Here is an 18,179-nt window from a genome sequence, read left to right on the forward strand (position 1 = left end):
ACTTTTAAACACTAATATCATCTCATCAATACTTAAAGATTCGATACTGATAAGGGCACAGGCTCAGTTCTGCTTCCAGCTTCTCTTCTGTTCCGCTATACATATCTTTACTTGGATGTCCGTTCCACTCTTGCGGAAGCGTCACATTTACTTCACGATTACGTACATTTACAGCAACCAACACACGATCTTTACCATCCTGTTTCTCAAATAGTAGCACATCGGGTTGCGGGAATGTTGTCAATCCCCCTTTACGGATAGCCGGATACTCGTTGTAAAGAGCCATCAGACGGCAGTATTCCTGATACAGTTCACTGTTCCCCGTCCAATCCACCGGAACATACGTAAAGAAGTTGATAGCTTCGGGATAACCCGCCTCTTGTGAACCATAAATCAACGCTCCTCCATGCAGATAAGTAGTCAGCACGAAAGCTGCCATAGAGCCGCGCATATCTCCGAATTCTTTAATAGGCGACATCTTTGCCGACTCATCATGATTGGTGGTAAAACGCAGTTTCACTTTTCCTACGGGGATAGTGTCATACTCCGCTTTATCCGTAGCAAACAGTTCCTGTGCCGGAGCATCTTTTACGAATACATCGCGAAGTGACTCCAGAAAGTCCCAGGAATAATTCATATCGAAACCTGCATCAAAGTGGTCGCGTCTTTTCCCTTCAGCCAGCATCAGCAACGAACGGTCGGGGATGGCACGCAAAGAGTCGAGCGCCTGTTTCCAGAAGTCGAAGGGAACAAAGTCCGCCGCATCGCAACGGAAACCATCGATACCTATTTCAGTAACCCAAAACTTCATGGCTTCAATCATTGCCAGGCGCATCTCCTGATTATCAAAGTTTAAGTCAGCCACATCCTTCCAACCGGTTCCGGCAGGAAAGATTATGTTTCCGGCCTCATCCTGCGTATACCATTCTTTGTTGGCAATCCAAGCATTGTCCCAGGAAGTATGATTGGCTACCCAGTCGATAATCACATTCATCCCCTTCTGATGGCAAGTGGCAACCAAGGCCTTAAACTCATCCAGTGTACCGAACTCCGGATTCACTCCTTTGTAGTCCTTCACACAATAGGGGGAATTCACTGATTTCTCCTGCCCCACTTCATTGATCGGCATAAACCACACCACGTTGATTCCCAATGCCTGAATGGAATCTAAGCGACGTTCCACCGCCTTGAATGACTTCTCAGGAGCAAACACTCGCGGATTGACCTGATACATCACCACATCTTCCACAGCAGGCAATGCCGCAACTTCCACCGCCGCTTCGCCCTGCCGCTTACCTGTACAGGCAGCAAGCAGACACAGCAGACTTACAATAAATATATATTTCTTCATATTATCCTTCTATTTTCCAGATGTAATATTGATAGGGCTCCAACGTAATCGTTCTTGGCAACACGGTGCTTTCTCCGGTCCAGAGATTCTTTGCGCTATCCCCTACCCGCTCCATAGGCAGATTCAATCTTTCCTGATTGCCACTGGTATTTATCAGTACCAGTATCTTTTCCGTACTGGAGATACGATAAGAGCATATCGCTTTACTCGTCTGATAAAGTTTGATCTCTCCATTCTGTAAAGCAGGAGAATTGCGATACAACTGCATCAGTTTGGTATAATCCGCCTGATAATCGGCATTAGAGTTCCAGTCCATCGCCTGATAGCCAAAGAAAGAGAGGGCCTTGTCATAAGCCAGTTCCTGCGAACTATAAATCATTGGGCAGCCACCCATAGAAATAGAGGCCACAAAGGCTGAGAAAGCACCTTCCTTGGTTTGATAAGCCTGCACGGGCGATTTCTCGGAAGCCATATCATGGTTGGTGGAATAACGCATAAGTAACCGTTTATCTGTTACCGAAGCAAGCTCACTACGATGTGTATCATACAAATTAGCCACAGAAGCGCTTCCTGCATATACATCCTGTAGTTTATAAGCGAAGTTCCAGGCATACAGCATATCAAAGCCTGCATCGTAGAGTGCGGTTTGTGAACCTTCGGCCAGCATCAGCAAGGTACTTTTGGCGGCACGAAGCTTCGTGATAGTTTCCTTCCAAAAGTCATTGGGCACACCTTCGGCATGGTCGCAACGGAATCCGTCTATGTCAGCTTCGGTCAGCCAGTAAAGCATAGCCTCCTGCATGGCGGCACGCATGGCAGTGTTGTCATAATTCAAATCAGCCACATCGTCCCAACCCATTCCGGGGGGAGAAACAATATTGCCGTTGGCGTCCTGCGTATACCAGTCCTTATGTTCCGTGGTCCAGGCATGATCCCAGGCGGTATGGTTAGCTACCCAGTCCAGGATTACCAACATACCTTCGGCATGGGCCTTCGTGACTAATGCTTTCAAATCGGACAGTGTTCCATAGGCAGGATTAATAGCCCGATAGTCTTTCACACAATACGGAGAACCGACAGCATTCTTTTCACCTTGCTGGAAAATGGGCATGAGCCAAAGAACATTGGCTTCCAGCTTTTTGATACGCGGCAGTTGGGCAGTCAGTCCATTCAGTGCTTGCGTTTCACCGAAGAGTGCCGGATTGGCTTCATAAATCACCATTCCGTCTGTAGTAATGTCATCTGCGGGAGGCGGCATGTCAGGATCATCATCCGAACTGCATCCGGTAAAGCTCAACAGCAAAAGGCTGGAGCACAAAATCTTAAGGATATCCTTTATTCTCATATCTATTTAATTAATTGAGATAGTATAAGTTATAATTTCAAATAATCTGTTTCAAGCAATGAAACTAAGAGTTTCTCGGTGTGAAACAGAGAGTTTCAAGTAATGAAACTACTTGTTTCAAGGCATGAAACAAACGGTTTCCCATCTTGAAACTCAAAGCATCTTAGGGCTTGGGCAGTTTTTCATAAGAAGTAGCTGTGATAGAGAAGTAGATATCTCCTATCAATGCTGTATACAGCCCGCCATCTTCTATTTGCTGTCCGCCTCCATTGTTATTGAAAATCAGATTCGAATACTTACCCACGTGCTCCGATAAATCAAAGTACTTATAAGTAACACCATTGATCTCCCTCGTTCCGGTTACTTGTATGCCCGGCCAACTGTCGCCAATTGCAGCGTCGCCCCAGCCATAGAGAGTCAAAGCTTCCCAACCGGAATTATCCTGTACATACACGGTGCAATCTTTTATTTCACTACAACCCGCTTCCGAGATGCGGAGATAGTAATCGCGATCTATCGTCAGATTATAGTCTTTCAACTGATTTCCAACGCCGTTATCATTGAATATCAGGTTGATATTCTTATTTGTGCAAGCCGGTGTCAAATGGAAACACTTATACGTTGTACCGTTGATTTCCTTCGTTTCTGAAACCTGTATGCCGGGCCAGCTACTACCAATAGCCGCTTCTCCATAGCCATACAGCGCCAACGCATTCCAACCAGTATTATCCTCCACATAAAGGGAATAGCTTGTACCGTGTGTTGCAGGATCTATCTCCTCACACTTCTCAGGAGTTATGCTGAAATAGAAATCGCGGCTGAAAGTGATGTTCTTTACGAAAGACAGCACGAGTCCCGGATCGTCTTCCTTTTTGTTATTATTAAATGTCAGCTTCAGACTCTGATTCATCAATTCCACATCGGTTTCAAAGTATTTATAAACTACTCCGTTGATTTCCTTCGTTCCGGCAGGTTCGAGTCCCGGCCAGTCTTCATTGTTATCACCTGCCCCGGAGATGTAAAGTGCCAGATCTTCCCAACCGGACTGGTCATCCACATAGATGCAATGACTTGCTTCCGGGTCTATCTCTTCAAAGCCTTTATCGGTAATGCGGAAGTAGAAGTTTCTGTTGAGTGTCACCACCGGACCGTCAAACTGCTTTCCATCATTATTATTGAAAATTAGATTCACACCTTCATAACCATCCAGAGCTTTCCCCATATCGAAGTATTTATAAGTAACCCCATTGATCACTTCCGTACTTTTCACCGCAATACCCGGCCAAGCTGGTGTTACATCACCGGCACCGGCCCAACCGTACAAGTAAAGATTATCCCAACCGGACTTATCAGCCACATAAACCACAAAGCCATCATGTCCTTCTTCTTCCGTATTAAAGTAAGCCTCCCAGCGGTCTACCCATACATTGGTACGGGTTCCCACCTTTACATCCAACTGATGCACCACAGCTTCATTCTTCACCGAACGTTCTTCACCTTTCGAGGCCGATACGAAGTAAAAACCGTCTGCCAGTGTCTTTCCATCTTTGAAAGTAGAAGGTAGCAGATAGATTCCCCACTTGGATGCACTACCGGTAGCTTTCTCCAACTGCCATTCCAGATTACCTACAGCAGCTTCGGCTCCTCCGTTGAAGTCGCCCACAATGTAGTATTCGTCATCGGCAGCACTGCCTTTCGGCATGATGACTTCCAGCAATATAGCGTTCGCCTTGATTTCGAACTGAGGCAGTTCATCATCGAATATAATCGTATCTGTATCGTCGCACCCGTTGAGCAGAGCAAACAACGGCAACATAAACAGCCAATAAATTATCTTTTTCATGGATTTTCTGTTTTTGAGTTATTTATAATTCGGGTTCTGTATCAGTCCTTGATTGACAAGCAATGCAGAAGCAGGCAACGGATACCACTCATATTTACGATCACGCTTGGCGGGATAAAGTTGACCATTGTCCGTGGCACGTCCGAAGAACCACCACTGGCCTTGCGTGAATTTGTCGAAACGACGCAGGTCTGTACGGCGGCGGCGACCTTCATTCAGGAATTCAACACCCCACTGACTCAACATCCAGTCCATATCGAAAGCAGTGAAGCCACGGCCCGGTTTGTCTTTCACGTCTGCCCAGTCGCCGGCACTGAAGTAACGTTTACGTACTTCGTTCACCAGTTCTTTGGCCTTGTCGGCTTGTCCGGCACGCATTTCACACTCTGCCAGCATATAGTACACTTCGCTCAGGCGGAATTCCACTTCATCGATGTTCTGAAAGTCGATGGCTGCGGAAGTAGGATATACCGGATACTTCACCAGACGGAGGCCGGAGTTCGTCTCACCCCAACGCGGTGACATGACGGTTTCCAAGTTGCGTCCGAGGTTCATAAACGTACCTACCTGGTCTACATACGCCAAGTCTTGTCCGTCACGGTCGGCATCGGCTTTCAAGGCCTCACCCTTACCATAGTTAGCTTTTATGGTACCTTTCAGGAAGATACCGCTGTAGCCGTTCTTCTTATCATAATTATAGTTCTTTTTACGGATGTCACGGTCGTCGAAGCGTTCGTAGACTGCACCCAGTTTATCACCGTAAGCCGCATCGAGGAAGCAGGTAGCTCCCTGTGTACCTCCCAATTCATTCACCGTTCCCGCATTGTCATACGAAGGAACCAGACAAGTACAGTTCCAACCACTCTGACTGTAAGTACCTCCGAAATAATCCCAGATATTATAAGGATAGAAAGTCATGCGCATCCATCCCATATTCAGTTTACCGTCTTCGCAGGCAAAAGCCATGATGACTTCGGGACATTCCGTATTATTGATAGAGTAAATATCGCGGTAATCCTTTGCCAATTCATATTTTCCATATTTACCGCTGATTATTTCACGGCACAGTTCGGCACATTCGGTATAGTGGCTTTCTTTGATGAACACTTCGGCATTCAGCAACAGACGGGCCTTGATCATACGGTTCACAGCCTTGTTCATGCGGTTCACCTGATTTTCGACCATTCCTTCGTAGCAATCATCCAGCTCGGTAGCAATGAAGTTATAAATCTTCTTGCAACTTGTATCGAAGTCCGGGTCGGCAGTGGGTGGCAATTCACCGTCTACGGTGGCCGGTTCAATATTCAGCGGCAATGCACCACCCCAGATTTCAAAGATATTATAATAAGCCCAAGCACGGAGTGTACGTACTTCGCCTTCATAAGCTTTCAGTTTCTCATCAGTCATCTTCAGGTCAGCAGAAGTTAGCTTTCCCATATCAGCCAATAAGGTGTTACACAGTCCGATAGTGGTCCATGCATTCTCCCAGGCACTACGGATAATCTTGGCATCGGGAGTCCAGTTCTGAATGGAGAAGATAAACTTTTCACCTTCATCATATCCCCACTGACCGCCATTCCATACACGCCAGGTCACTTGATCGGCAGGAAATTCCTGCATGTACCAGAAGTATTCGGCATAACTGGTAGCACCTGTGGAATAAATAGTAGCTACCGCACTCTTCACACTATTCTCGTCCTGATAATAGACGCCGGAGTCTACACGGTCGAACACTTCTTCCGTAAGGTCGAAGCAACCGCTCAATGAACAACCCAGAATGATTGCCAACAGACATTTATATTTCAGATATTTCATAATTCTTTTCTGTATTTAGTTATTAAAGGAGTTGACAAGGCTTCAGGCGACAAGTTGACAAGGGGAAATGACTCTCTTACTAAACGAAACTATTATCCTCGTTCCCTTGTTAACTGCAACCTTGTTAACTATATCTATTTGAAACGGATATTCAAGCCTACGCTCAACTGAGTAGCCGAAGGATAGGCACTGTTCGTATCTACACCCGGAGTCAGTCCGTTGATGGCAACGGCTGAGGGATCGTTACCGGAATAACCGGTCAGCGTAAACAGATTCTTAGCTGTCAGATAAACTCTCATACCTTTGATGAACTTGTTTTCTTTCGGGGTAATGGTATATCCTAGAGTCAGGTTATCCAGCTTAAAGTAATCACCCTTTTCAAGGAAGAAAGAAGAGATTACACCGCCACCGGTTGTAATATCCGCATCTTTTCCATAAGCATCGCGCAGCACATTGTCCGTACCGCAACCTTTCAGACCCATTCCGTAACGACGCATATTGAAGATTTCAAAACCGAAAGCACCGTTGAACATCAGGCTCAGGTCGAAGTTCTTATAACGGAGCGTATTACTCCAGGAAAGATAAGAGGTCGGCGTACCATTACCGATATGGCGTTTGTACTTCACATCTGCCTTGGATACAGGAACTTTTTCGCCTTCATCGGTATAAATCATCATATCCCCATTCTCTACACCGGCATACTCGTAGCCATAGAACTGGCCGATCTTGCTGCCTTCTTCCACGCGGAAGAAGTATTCACTGGTACCTACACCCGGCTTCTGATACAGTTCCACATAAGAAGCTTTGTACAGGCTGTTGGAGAGTTTATCCAGTTTCGTAGTGCCGTAAGAGTAGTTGATACCCGTTGTCCATTCTACGGGAGTTCCTTTGAAAGCGTCGCCTTCCAGAGAAACTTCGATACCACGATTCACAGTGGTTCCTACGTTTACCAGAATTGTAGAGTAGATGTAGGGAGGCTGTGGAGCCGTATAGTTATAAAGCAAGTCGCGTGACTGGCGGTCGAACCATTCAACAGAACCACGCAATCTGTTCCACAAGGCAAAGTCAACACCGATATTCATACTGACACTCTTTTCCCAGCCCAGTTTGGAATTGGCATTCACTGAAGGAGCATAACCTGTTACCCAGGCACCGTCCATCAGATAGGTATCCGTAACATTCAACTGGGCATTTTTATGAGAGCCGTAAGTGGCTAATGACTGGTAGCAATCGAAGTCCGAACGACCTGTTACACCATAGGAAACACGGGGTTTCAAACTCTGAACGATGTTTTGGTGGTCTTTCAGGAAACCCATATTCGCCATTTCCCAGGCAAGAGAAAGAGATGGGAAAGCACCCCATTTATGATCTGCACCGAATTTCGTAGAGCCTTCGTAGCGGATGGAGGCGGAAGCAATCAACAGATTCTTCCAATTATAGTTGATACGTCCGAAGACACCGATCAGTTTGGCAAGAGATTTACCAGTACCCATGCTTGCTTTTCCTTTAGCAAGATAAGAACCGCTTCCAAGGTTATTCCAGAGAATATCATCGAAATTGAAATCACTGTTTCCGGCTTGCAGGCGTTCCCAGGTGGTTTGCTCATAGTTATAACCGACCATTGCCTTGAAGTTGTGATCACCCAGATCCAACGAGTAGTTACCCAACCACTCCAGGCGGGACGTGTACCACTTCTGGTAAGTCACTTCTGCACGTCCGTTATAACCGTTCCAGTAAGATTCACCGGCAGTGGAAGGGGTATAATAGTGCTGTTTCAGATCGTTGTAGTGCAAAGAGTAGCTCAATGAAGTATTCAGCATTTGCTTTTCCGAACGGATCAGGTTGACTTTTACCTCAGCAGTACCCAGCAGGTAAACACGCTGACCGTTATTGTCGATTTCTTTCAGTTCCTGCACCGGGTTGCGTGCTCCGGTAGGAGAAGTAGGCTGGAAGTAAGTTCCGTCCTCGTTATACAAAGGCATGGTAGGGTTCATGCTCAGGGCAGTATCGAACATACCGTCGTTACCCCATACTTCATTCACGCGACGGGCGTTGAGTGAACCGTTCAGTTCTACGATTCCATCCATCATACGCTGGTTCAGGACGAAGCGTCCACCGAATTCTTCACGACTGCTGTTCAGATCGAGGCCGGTTGCTTTCTTATAATTAAAAGAAGCGCCATAGTATCCGTTCTTGGTACTGCCGTCGATAGAAAGATATTGGTTGTTATCATAAGAGAAATCACGCAGCAAGAGGTCATACCAATCAGTAGAATACCCATAATCCGTTGCACGACGGGAACGACGGAATTCGTCTGCACTCAAAATATCCGGACCGCTCTTTGCCAGATTCACACCGAACCAGCTGTCGTAAGTCACTTGGGCACGTCCGGCTTCTCCGGCTCCCTTACGGGTAGTGATTAGGATCACACCATTGGCACCGCGTGTTCCGTAGATGGCAGCAGAAGCGGCATCTTTCAGTACGGTCATAGACTCAATGTCCTGTGCTGCCAGGTTGCGGATATCGCCACCTGCCACACCATCAATTACCACCAACGGGTCATTGGATGCCGAAATAGATGTTGCACCACGAATCTGAAGAGAGGAACTTGCATTCGGATTGGCTGCCGCCGTATTGTTTACGGTCAAACCGGCAACTTTACCGGTCAGCATCTCCATCGGATTGTTCATAGAACCTTGCAGGAACTTCGATCTGTCTACCTGCACAATGGAACTGGAAAGCTCTTTCTTGCTCAATGAGCCGTAGCCCACCACAACGACTTCATCCAGTGCCTGAGCGTCTTCTGACAGCACTACATTGATTTCCTGACGTCCACTACAGGGGATCTCTTGTGTTTTGTAGCCAATAAAGGAGAAAACAAGGACGGAAGAAGGCTTCACGCCCGACAAAGTATAGTTACCGTCAATATCGGTAATGATACCATTAGTTGTACCTTTCACGGTTACGTTAGCACCGATTACAGTTTCACCCGTGGTATCCGTTACTTTTCCTTTCACGGTTAAATCCTGGGCAAAGGATGCCACTGCAAAAAGTAATCCGACCATAAGAAGAAGAGACCGGCACAAACATAACTTTGTTCTTTTTACATTCATACTATTAGTTTTTAGATTAGCAATCATTCTGTTCACCTCCACAGGTTGAGGCGACAGTGCAAATGTCTGTAAAAAGAAGGGGGAAAGAAAAGAGGACTAAAGAAAATCTAGATTAACAAAAGGATCAAAATATTATATATCAGCGAGATAAAACAAATAAAGGGCGTTAAAAAACTAAATGAAAACAAAGAAAGCAGAATAGAAAAAACGGGATTTTGGGTTCATTTCGGAGGGGTTATGAATTAATTCACCACAGATTAACACAGATTTCCACAGAATTTTATTTCTCTGATTTTAATTGATTAAACTCTGTGAGAATCTGTGTTAATCTGTGGTGGGCAAATTCATTACTATACCATATAGCTCACTAACCAGCAAAAGACCCAATCTTCATCACCTCTTCCTCAAAATTATCACGGCAAAGAGAACGATTCTTCAATTTGGAACGATAGGTATAAATAGTAGTAATGGAATAACGCAGGAAGCCTGCAATCTTGGCACTGTCCGTAATTCCCAAACGAATTAAGGCAAATATACGAAGTTCCGTTGTCAGCCGTTCATCCTGTTTAGGAATAATTCTTTCTTCTTCCGGCAACAACTCATTAAAGCGTTTCACAAAATCAGGGAAAATACTAAGGAATGAATTATCGAAGTTTTGATAGAATTCTTTCAGTTCTTCATCGATGAAACGGGACGATTTCAACGTTTTATAGAGTTCTTCCACCTTCCCCGAAGCTGCCTGTTTGTTAAGCATCCGACGGTATCCCTCCAACTTGTCAATGTATGTGGAACACAATCCCATAAATCGGCCGACATACTCCTCCTTAATATGATTAGCCTCCGTCAGTGAATCATTCGTTTCGTGCTGTCTCTGATTTACTTCGATCAATCTTTCATTCAGAAGTTTCAGCTCTTCATTCATTGCCAGCAAATCCTGTCGCGCACGGGCCAGCTTCTTCACCTGACGAATTACATACCAGACCGCACATGCCAGAAATAGCGTCAGCAAACTGGTAACAACCAGGAAAATCTGTAACACCTGCTGATGCTTCTGTTTCTCCACCTGATAGGCATGGTCTATGACCGGGAGCATCCTTGAAGCCTGCACATTCCGGAGACGGGCATTATAGAAATTGGCATCTTCCATGCTGCGCTTCATATAAACATCCGCCCGTTGTAACTGCCCCTCTTCATATAACAGTTCCGCCAATGCACGCAAGGAATTATTCTCTTTCACCACACCACGAATATCGGCAATTGCACTCTTTATCAAATATTCTTTTTGCTTTTCCCGCTGTCCCGTACTCTGATAGATAAAGGCAAGAATAGAGGTCACCACTGCATAATCCCGTGTATCCGGTGAAAGTTTTTGATGATAAACTTCCAACATTTCAATGGCTTCCTCTCCTCTTCCTTGTTGCAGAAGTTCGGGAGTATAAGCTATGACATACTGATAAGACCCCTCTTCTACCATCTGCAATACAGAGTCGCGGTAGATATACAGGTTATTCAGATATTCAATCTGATATTCGTCATCCATCGCATACTCTGCATGATAGAGATAAATATCTTCAAAAGTGATGTAATATTCAATGAGTTGGTCTCTGGAAAGTTGCTTGCTATCTATAGACTTCAACAAGGCCACGCCTTCTGCATACAGACCTGTCTTTCCCAAGATACTTGCCTTCTTCAGTTTGGCCTCATTCAGCCACTCTTGATTGTTGTGCTGAAGGGCAATCTCGATATTGCGATTGATATAATGTCTTGCTGAATCGCAAATATACGCTTCATATTCATCAAAAAGTTGTTGATTGATATGGTACTCATCAAATGGAGAAGTACTTTTACAAGTCCGGAAATATTCTTTAATCTGATCAATGCGTTTCAGTCTGGCCTGCTCATATTGAGCGGTGTTTTCAATTGTCCTGTCCAGAACTACCAGTAAAGAATCTATTTTCTCCTGCGCTTGCAGAAGGCAACAGAACAGCAAAGAGATTACAAAAAGCAGGTACCGGTCTTTCATGCTTACAAACGTTTACGAACAGGACAAAGATATAAAATCCTACTATAATAACCATCTTACCAGTTCGTTTTTAATAAATCGTCTCAGCTTTGAAGAGCATATATACATAAAAGGGACGCTGCATCTCGCGGCGTCCCATCTATCTTAGTTAGTTTTTATAAGAATTTGAGAGAATTGAAACTTCACAGCCTCAATTTGTTGTTTTAATAAAGCACACTAACTATATTTATGTTTAAAGCAAATGAAAATGTTATTCTTAAAAGCAAATGAAAACGTTACTTCTTCAGTTCCACCTTCTTGTCTATCCGTTGCAGACTATCCAGAATCTGTTGTTCATGGGTAATCGTCACGTCTCCCGAGAGAGCTACCGAAGGTGTGGTAATTTGTTTGCCTATCGTATCGGCTGCGGCTACTTCTTTTATATCACTATAGAATGAATGTTGCATCACATTCCCTAATGAAAGTACCACTGCCACTACTGCGGCGGCCTTGAACAGCGGAACGAAACGTGCGGTAAGCGTCAAGCGTTTTGCCTTCACCACCGGAGTCTCCACTTCTGCAAGCACACGGGCGTCGAAATCTGCTCCCAACCCCACTTCTTGTTGCAGTTGCTGATATACGAACAAATCTTTGTAGCGAAGCAAATGCTCCGGAACATCGCTTCCGTTAAAGAAAGCACGCAACTGTGCTTCTTCCTCAAGGGAAGTCTCACACTGCCAGTAGCGTTCTAAAAGTTGTTCTATATATTTACAGTCCATAACCATCTATATCTAAATACCGTTGTTTTACTTTTTGCCTCGCCCTGAAGAGGTTCACTTTTACCTGTTCCTCCGTCAAATGCAGGACGACCGCAATTTCTTTATAACTCTTACCCTCTATATCCCGAAGCTGCATAATCAGCCTTTGTTTATCGGGGAGTTCATTGACCAGACGATGGATGAGTGTCATTTGCTCTTTATCCACCAAGTGATCGTAAGGATTGGATGCTCCGGAAGTCTGTTCCATTTCAGGTGTCAGTTCCACGGTCTGAGCGTCTTTTCTTTCGCTACGGTCTATTGCCAGATTCTTTGCCACTGTCAGGCAATAAGCCTCGATAGAACCGAATTTCGTCCACTCATCACGTTTGTTCCAGACTCTTATCAGTGTTTCCTGCACAACGTCTTCTGCCTCTGCTCTGTCGAAAGTAATCCGGAGAGCCAACCGAAAGAGTTTGTCTTTCAGAGGGAGAATGTCATTCCGAAAACTGATTTCTTGCATCTCTATTAATAATGACGGTTAAGTATATGGAAAGTTACAGTTGATCACTACTTTTTTTGAATTATTTTTTGTATGCGGGTTCCGCTATTCTCGTTAATTGCTGACGCTAAGGTAATTACCACTTCAGTTACTCCCGCATTCAAAGCTTCAAAAGAATTCTCCAGCTTGGGTATCATACCTCCTTGAATAACACCGTCCGCTACATATTGTTTGAATTCGACAGGAGTGATCTGAGGTATCACGCTATCGTCATCGTTCTCGTCACGAAGCACACCCTTCTTCTCAAAACAGAATACCAATGTCACATCGAACAAAGCAGCAAGAGCTTTGGCAGTCTCTCCTGCAATAGTATCGGCATTTGTATTCAGCAGATTGCCTGCACCGTCGTGCGTCAGCGGAGCCATTACGGGAACTATTCCTTTATGGATCAAATCACCCAAAAACTCTGCATTCACTTGCTTTACATCCCCCACAAAGCCATAGTCGACGTCTTTTACCGGGCGTTTCACGGAACGGATTACATCCATATCCGCACCAGTCAATCCCAGTGCATTGACACCACGCGCCTGAAGTCCGGCTACAATATTCTTGTTTACCAGCCCGCCGTACACCATCGTCACTACTTTCAGCGTTTCGGCATCCGTGATACGACGCCCGTTTACCATCTGGCTTTCAATGCCCAGTTGGGCAGCCAATTTTGTGGCCGAACGGCCACCTCCGTGTACCAAGACTTTGTAGCCCTCAATAGCTGCAAAGTCATCCAACAACTTATGGAGGGTAGCTTCTTCCTCCACGATTTTGCCACCCACCTTTATTACTGTTAGTTTTTCTCTCATAATTCAGTTGACAAGTTTTTTAGTTAACAAGTTGACAAGGGGAGAAGACAAAATGAACAAAGCAATAAAGCGCAGCTCCTTGTCAACTTGTTCCCTTCTCAACTCGTCAACTTTTCTTATTCCAAATAGGTATATCCGTACAGACCGGAACGATAATTGGAAAGGAACTCTTTACCTTCTTCCAACGAAATACGTCCCTCTTTTACTGATTGAGTCACCCAAGTCTCCAGTGTACGCACCAGCTTCTTAGGGCTATATTGAACATAGTCAAGCACTTCCGCTACAGTTTCACCATCAATCACCTGTTCGATGGTATATCCCTTCTCGTTAACAGATACATGCACAGCATTCGTATCACCGAAAAGATTATGCATATCACCCAGAATCTCCTGATAAGCACCTACCAGGAACACACCCATATAATAAGGTTCCTTACTCTTTAAAGAATGAGTGGGCAGATAGTGTGCCACATTCTTAGTCGAGATAAAGTTAGCTATCTTTCCATCCGAGTCACAAGTGATGTCCTGCAAGGTTGCCGCACGGTCGGGACGTTCATCCAGGCGCTGAATGGGCATAATCGGGAATATCTGGTCGATAGCCCAGGAATCCGGCAGGGACTGGAACAGCGAGAAGTTACAGAAATATTTATCCGCCAACAGTTTCGGCAATCCGCGAAGTTCATCGGGAGCATGCTTCAAGCCGCCTGCAATCTGGTTCACCTCACGCATAACAGACCAGTAAAGACGCTCAATCTGTGCACGTGTTTTCAAATCCACAATTCCATGACTGAACAAGTCGAGCGCTTCTTCACGAATTTGCTGTGCATCGTGCCAGGCTTCCAGCATCTTATTTTGATTCAATGTATCCCAAATGCCATAAAGTTCCTGCACCAATTCATGGTCTTCCTCGGTTACTTCTTCATCATCGTCCCATTCGGGCAAAGTGGTGGTTTCCAAGACTTCAAAAATAAGTACGGAATGATGGGCAGTCAGTGCACGTCCGCTTTCCGTAATAATATTGGGATGGGGAATACCATTCTTATCACTGGCATCTACCAAAGTGGAAATAGAGTCATTCACATATTCCTGAATGGAATAATTGACGCTACTTTCGCTGCTGGACGAACGTGTTCCATCGTAATCTACGCCCAAGCCACCACCGATATCCACGAATTCGACTTTGAATCCCATAGCATGAAGCTGCACATAGAATTGAGATGCTTCGCGCAATGCCGTCTTAATACGACGGATCTTTGTCACCTGGCTTCCGATATGAAAATGTATCAATTTCAGACAATCTTTTAGTCCTTTTGAGTCTAAAAAGTCGAGTGCTTCGAGCAATTCACTGGAACTGAGTCCAAACTTACTTGCATCGCCGCCTGAATCTTCCCATTTGCCACTTCCTGAAGAAGCCAGTTTAATACGAATACCAATATTAGGCATAACATTCAGCTGCTTCGCCATCTTGGCTATCAGTTTTAGCTCGTTCATTTTTTCTACTACAAGAAAAATGCGTTTACCCATCTTCTGGGCAAGCAAAGCCAATTCTATATAGCTCTCATCCTTATAGCCGTTGCAGATAATCAACGAGTCAGAATCTGAGTTAATAGCAATCACGGCATGAAGTTCAGGCTTCGACCCGGCTTCCAACCCAAGATTGAATTTCTTTCCATGGCTGATAATCTCCTCTACCACAGGGCGCATCTGATTAACCTTGATAGGATAGATGATAAAGTTCTGCGCTTTATAGCCGTACTCCTCAGCGGCCTGCCTAAAACATGAAGAAGTCTTCTCAATCCGGTTGTCCAGAATATCGGGAAAACGTATCAGCATAGGAGCCGCCACGTCTCGCAATTGCAATTCATCCACCAATTCTTTCAAATCGACGCCGACACCGTTTTTACGAGGTGTTACCACTACATGACCTTTGTCATTGATACCAAAGTACGAAGTGCCCCAACCTGTAATGTTGTAAAGCTCTTCTGAATCTTCAATACGCCATTTTCTCATTTTTTGTAACTCAGATGTTTGTTGTTTGATTTTAATAGGGCGACAAAAATACGATAATTCTCGATATTTATTGCGTTTTCCACCTAAAATTACACATTTACAAGCGGTTAAATGCTCAGCAAGTTACGTAACTGCTGCACAGAATCCGCAATTTGCCGACGGCTTTCCAACTGCCCGGCATCGAAACGGTATCTTGCCTTACCATAGTGCGGTGCACGTTTTTCCAAGGCTTCTATAATGAAAATCCGCAGTTCTTCGTCCGTTTTTCCTTGCAGAATAGGACGTTGCTGCGTAGCCACTCGCAAGCGGCGGAACAAAACGTCAGGATGAACATCCAGAAAAACGGTCTGCCCATGCTCGTTCATATACTCCATGTTATCGAAAAAGCAAGGAGTACCGCCTCCGGTCGAGATAATGACGTTTTCAAACTCAGCCACTTCATGCAGCATGGTTCGCTCCAGTTCACGAAAAGAGGCCTCTCCCCGCTCAATGAACAATTCACGTATGGATTTGTGAAGACGTTCTTCGATATACCAGTCCAGATCGATGAACGGTATATTCAATTCGCGGGCAAAAGCCTTTCCTAAAGTTGTTTTACCGGCTCCCATGTAGCCGGTTAAGAAAATACGTATCATAAGCGCTTACCTTTGCGTACAAAGGTAAGCAATTCTATTCTGAGAGATTTACTATCAGATAAAAATTTTAATGCGTTCGCTCAAATCATCAAATTCCTTCCCGCCCGGTTCGGCCACAGGAGTACCGAAAGGCATCTGTGCAATCAACTGCCAAGTTTCGGGAAGATGCCACGTGCTGCGTACATCTTCGTCAATCAACGGGTTATAGTGTTGCAGCGAAGCGCCCAGACCTTTATCTTCGAGCATGGTCCAGATGGCCAGCTGATGCATGGCAGAAGTATGTTGCGACCACGTCGGGAAATTCTCATGATAAGTAGGGAATTGTTTTTGCAGTCCTTCTACAATGGAACGATCTTCAAAAAAGAGTATCGTGCCATATCCGCAAGAGAACGAAGTATCGATCTTCTTCTCCGACTGGCGATATTGTTCTTCGGACAGGCGTTCTTCCAACTGATCCTTCACGATTCTCCATAATTTCTGATGTTCGTCCCCCAGTAACAACACAATACGTGTAGTCTGCGAGTTGAATGCCGAAGGCACATGCTTTACTGCTGTACGGATGATGTGTACAATTTCCTCGTCCTGAACCGGAGAGTCGTTACTGATAGAATAATAGCTGCGCCGATGCTCCAATGCTTCGGCAAATGTCCGTTCTCTGACCATATTTAATCCTTTCTTTTCGTAATTATCATTTTTGTCTTATATAGTGAAACAAGTGAAAGAGTGAAGTTGTTCGAAGTTGTAGAATATATTTGTACCTTTGCACCCAATTATGAGTAAAGAGAAGTTTTACGTTGTATGGTCAGGCGTCAATCCGGGGATTTATACTTCCTGGACAGACTGTCAGTTACAAACCAAAGGCTACGAAGGAGCGAAATATAAATCGTTCGAGACGCGCGAAGAAGCGGAAAAAGCCTTTGAATCTTCTCCGTATGAATATATCAAACGATCCTCTCCGGGTGCTCCCGCCCAAAAGAAAGATGTGAATGCTCCCCTTCCTTCATCTGTCGTAGAGAATAGCCTTGCCGTAGACGCTGCCTGTAGTGGTAATCCCGGAGCTATGGAATATCGCGGTGTACACGTAGCCAGCCGACAAGAAATATTCCATTTCGGCCCGGTATATGGTACGAATAATATCGGCGAGTTCCTTGCTATCGTCCACGGACTTGCCCTACTGAAACAGAAAGGCTTCGATATGCCCATCTATAGTGACAGTGTGAATGCCATCAGTTGGATCAAGCAGAAGAAATGCAAAACAAAGCTACCTCGTGAACCCAAAACAGAAGAACTTTTCAAACTAATAGAGCGTGCCGAAAAGTGGCTACGGGAAAATACATATACTACCAAAATTCTGAAATGGGAAACCAAGCAGTGGGGAGAAATACCTGCTGACTTCGGAAGAAAATAAGCCTGTACAGGGCTTGAATTAAATGAAACATCATCCTACACCCGCTATTTTTGAGAAAATTGAATAACACTTGAAAACAAGTAGTGTTATGGTCCGGAATAAGCAATGTTACGGATGATTAGATTGCTTGTTCTCATCCACAACAAGCAATCTAATTTCAGACAAGTCTGATTTCGTTAAGCGAAATCTGTAAGCGACATGTGAAAAGCGAGTAATATATGCGTATAAACACTCCTTTTATACAAGGGGATTTTACCATTGATTATCAAGGTGTTGCAAAGGATCAATTTCTTGCCGACAAGAAGTTGGGAGTTTGTTGACAAGAAGTTAACTTCCCGTCGTCAAACTCCTAACTTCTTGTAAAAGGAGAAATAGCTGTTTTTCGGTTTCCTTACACAGCGTAGTTGATAGTACGAATGGCCTATGTGTTCAATCATCTGTATTAGAAAGGCTGAACGCTTTTCTTTCATCTTGCCTCGTCTAGCAGCTATATATCGGTGGTATTGGATATATAGATACTGCATGTCCGATATATAGATGTGAC

Annotated in this window: 13 protein-coding genes; 1 reads left to right on the top strand and 12 read right to left on the bottom strand. The window is 44.7% G+C overall.

What is annotated here, in order from left to right; translation table 11 throughout:
• Positions 1-25 precede the first annotated feature (25 nt).
• The 12 genes from BACCELL_RS06905 to BACCELL_RS06960 all read right to left on the bottom strand — a co-directional run bounded on the left by BACCELL_RS06905 (position 26) and on the right by BACCELL_RS06960 (position 16,890).
• Entirely contained in the window at positions 26-1,351 is a 1,326-nt protein-coding gene (locus BACCELL_RS06905; protein WP_007210934.1) for an alpha-amylase family glycosyl hydrolase, read from the bottom strand.
• A gap of 1 nt (position 1,352) precedes the next feature.
• Complete coding sequence (locus BACCELL_RS06910; RefSeq protein WP_007210935.1) at positions 1,353-2,696, bottom strand: alpha-amylase family glycosyl hydrolase; 1,344 nt, start codon at positions 2,694-2,696, stop codon at positions 1,353-1,355.
• 163 nt (positions 2,697-2,859) lie between these two features.
• Positions 2,860-4,539, bottom strand: a complete 1,680-nt coding sequence (locus BACCELL_RS06915) for a starch-binding protein (protein ID WP_007210936.1) — start codon at positions 4,537-4,539, stop codon at positions 2,860-2,862.
• Positions 4,540-4,557: 18 nt separating this feature from the next.
• Positions 4,558-6,354: a RagB/SusD family nutrient uptake outer membrane protein gene (locus tag BACCELL_RS06920; protein WP_007210937.1), complete on the bottom strand. Its 1,797-nt coding sequence runs from the start codon at positions 6,352-6,354 to the stop codon at positions 4,558-4,560.
• Between the two features lie 134 nt (positions 6,355-6,488).
• Positions 6,489-9,467 carry a SusC/RagA family TonB-linked outer membrane protein gene (locus tag BACCELL_RS06925; protein WP_044153456.1) on the bottom strand — a complete coding sequence of 993 codons (2,979 nt, stop codon included), beginning with the start codon at positions 9,465-9,467 and terminating at the stop codon, positions 6,489-6,491.
• A gap of 367 nt (positions 9,468-9,834) precedes the next feature.
• Positions 9,835-11,490 (bottom strand): DUF6377 domain-containing protein, encoded by a 1,656-nt coding sequence (locus BACCELL_RS06930; RefSeq protein WP_007210939.1) that lies wholly within the window; start codon positions 11,488-11,490, stop codon positions 9,835-9,837.
• 275 nt (positions 11,491-11,765) lie between these two features.
• Positions 11,766-12,248, bottom strand: coding sequence for a hypothetical protein (locus BACCELL_RS06935; RefSeq protein WP_029426119.1), 483 nt, complete (start codon positions 12,246-12,248; stop codon positions 11,766-11,768).
• On the bottom strand, positions 12,238-12,747 hold the full coding sequence (locus BACCELL_RS06940; protein WP_007210941.1) for an RNA polymerase sigma factor: 510 nt from the start codon (positions 12,745-12,747) through the stop codon (positions 12,238-12,240). Before BACCELL_RS06940 ends, BACCELL_RS06935 begins: the two co-directional genes overlap by 11 nt.
• A 47-nt stretch (positions 12,748-12,794) precedes the next feature.
• Positions 12,795-13,583, bottom strand: coding sequence for an acetylglutamate kinase (argB, locus tag BACCELL_RS06945; protein WP_007210942.1), 789 nt, complete (start codon positions 13,581-13,583; stop codon positions 12,795-12,797).
• Positions 13,584-13,699: 116 nt separating this feature from the next.
• The gene (gene speA / locus BACCELL_RS06950; RefSeq protein WP_007210943.1) at positions 13,700-15,592 is read right to left on the bottom strand and encodes a biosynthetic arginine decarboxylase; all 1,893 of its coding nucleotides are present in this window, start codon (positions 15,590-15,592) and stop codon (positions 13,700-13,702) included.
• A 107-nt stretch (positions 15,593-15,699) separates the two neighbouring features.
• Positions 15,700-16,227 carry a shikimate kinase gene (locus BACCELL_RS06955; RefSeq protein WP_007210944.1) on the bottom strand — a complete coding sequence of 176 codons (528 nt, stop codon included), beginning with the start codon at positions 16,225-16,227 and terminating at the stop codon, positions 15,700-15,702.
• A gap of 54 nt (positions 16,228-16,281) precedes the next feature.
• Positions 16,282-16,890 (bottom strand): nitroreductase family protein, encoded by a 609-nt coding sequence (locus BACCELL_RS06960; protein ID WP_007210945.1) that lies wholly within the window; start codon positions 16,888-16,890, stop codon positions 16,282-16,284.
• A gap of 109 nt (positions 16,891-16,999) precedes the next feature.
• Here BACCELL_RS06960 and BACCELL_RS06965 point away from each other — a divergent pair, with 109 nt between their 5' ends.
• Positions 17,000-17,635 (top strand): ribonuclease H1 domain-containing protein, encoded by a 636-nt coding sequence (locus BACCELL_RS06965; protein ID WP_007210946.1) that lies wholly within the window; start codon positions 17,000-17,002, stop codon positions 17,633-17,635.
• Positions 17,636-18,179: the final 544 nt, after the last annotated feature.

Origin of the sequence: Bacteroides cellulosilyticus DSM 14838, assembly GCF_000158035.1 — a bacterium.
Taxonomy (GTDB): domain Bacteria; phylum Bacteroidota; class Bacteroidia; order Bacteroidales; family Bacteroidaceae; genus Bacteroides; species Bacteroides cellulosilyticus.

Excerpts from the sequence above, each read along its gene's own strand:
- BACCELL_RS06955 (WP_007210944.1), bottom strand. The coding sequence starts at position 16,227 with ATGATACGTATTTTCTTAACCGGCTACATGGGAGCCGGTAAAACAACT.
- BACCELL_RS06920 (WP_007210937.1), bottom strand. The coding sequence starts at position 6,354 with ATGAAATATCTGAAATATAAATGTCTGTTGGCAATCATTCTGGGTTGT.
- BACCELL_RS06940 (WP_007210941.1), bottom strand. The coding sequence starts at position 12,747 with ATGCAAGAAATCAGTTTTCGGAATGACATTCTCCCTCTGAAAGACAAA.
- BACCELL_RS06915 (WP_007210936.1), bottom strand. The coding sequence starts at position 4,539 with ATGAAAAAGATAATTTATTGGCTGTTTATGTTGCCGTTGTTTGCTCTG.
- BACCELL_RS06960 (WP_007210945.1), bottom strand. The coding sequence starts at position 16,890 with ATGGTCAGAGAACGGACATTTGCCGAAGCATTGGAGCATCGGCGCAGC.
- argB (WP_007210942.1), bottom strand. The coding sequence starts at position 13,583 with ATGAGAGAAAAACTAACAGTAATAAAGGTGGGTGGCAAAATCGTGGAG.
- BACCELL_RS06910 (WP_007210935.1), bottom strand. The coding sequence starts at position 2,696 with ATGAGAATAAAGGATATCCTTAAGATTTTGTGCTCCAGCCTTTTGCTG.
- BACCELL_RS06935 (WP_029426119.1), bottom strand. The coding sequence starts at position 12,248 with ATGGACTGTAAATATATAGAACAACTTTTAGAACGCTACTGGCAGTGT.
- BACCELL_RS06905 (WP_007210934.1), bottom strand. The coding sequence starts at position 1,351 with ATGAAGAAATATATATTTATTGTAAGTCTGCTGTGTCTGCTTGCTGCC.
- speA (WP_007210943.1), bottom strand. The coding sequence starts at position 15,592 with ATGAGAAAATGGCGTATTGAAGATTCAGAAGAGCTTTACAACATTACA.
- BACCELL_RS06965 (WP_007210946.1), top strand. The coding sequence starts at position 17,000 with ATGAGTAAAGAGAAGTTTTACGTTGTATGGTCAGGCGTCAATCCGGGG.
- BACCELL_RS06925 (WP_044153456.1), bottom strand. The coding sequence starts at position 9,467 with ATGAATGTAAAAAGAACAAAGTTATGTTTGTGCCGGTCTCTTCTTCTT.
- BACCELL_RS06930 (WP_007210939.1), bottom strand. The coding sequence starts at position 11,490 with ATGAAAGACCGGTACCTGCTTTTTGTAATCTCTTTGCTGTTCTGTTGC.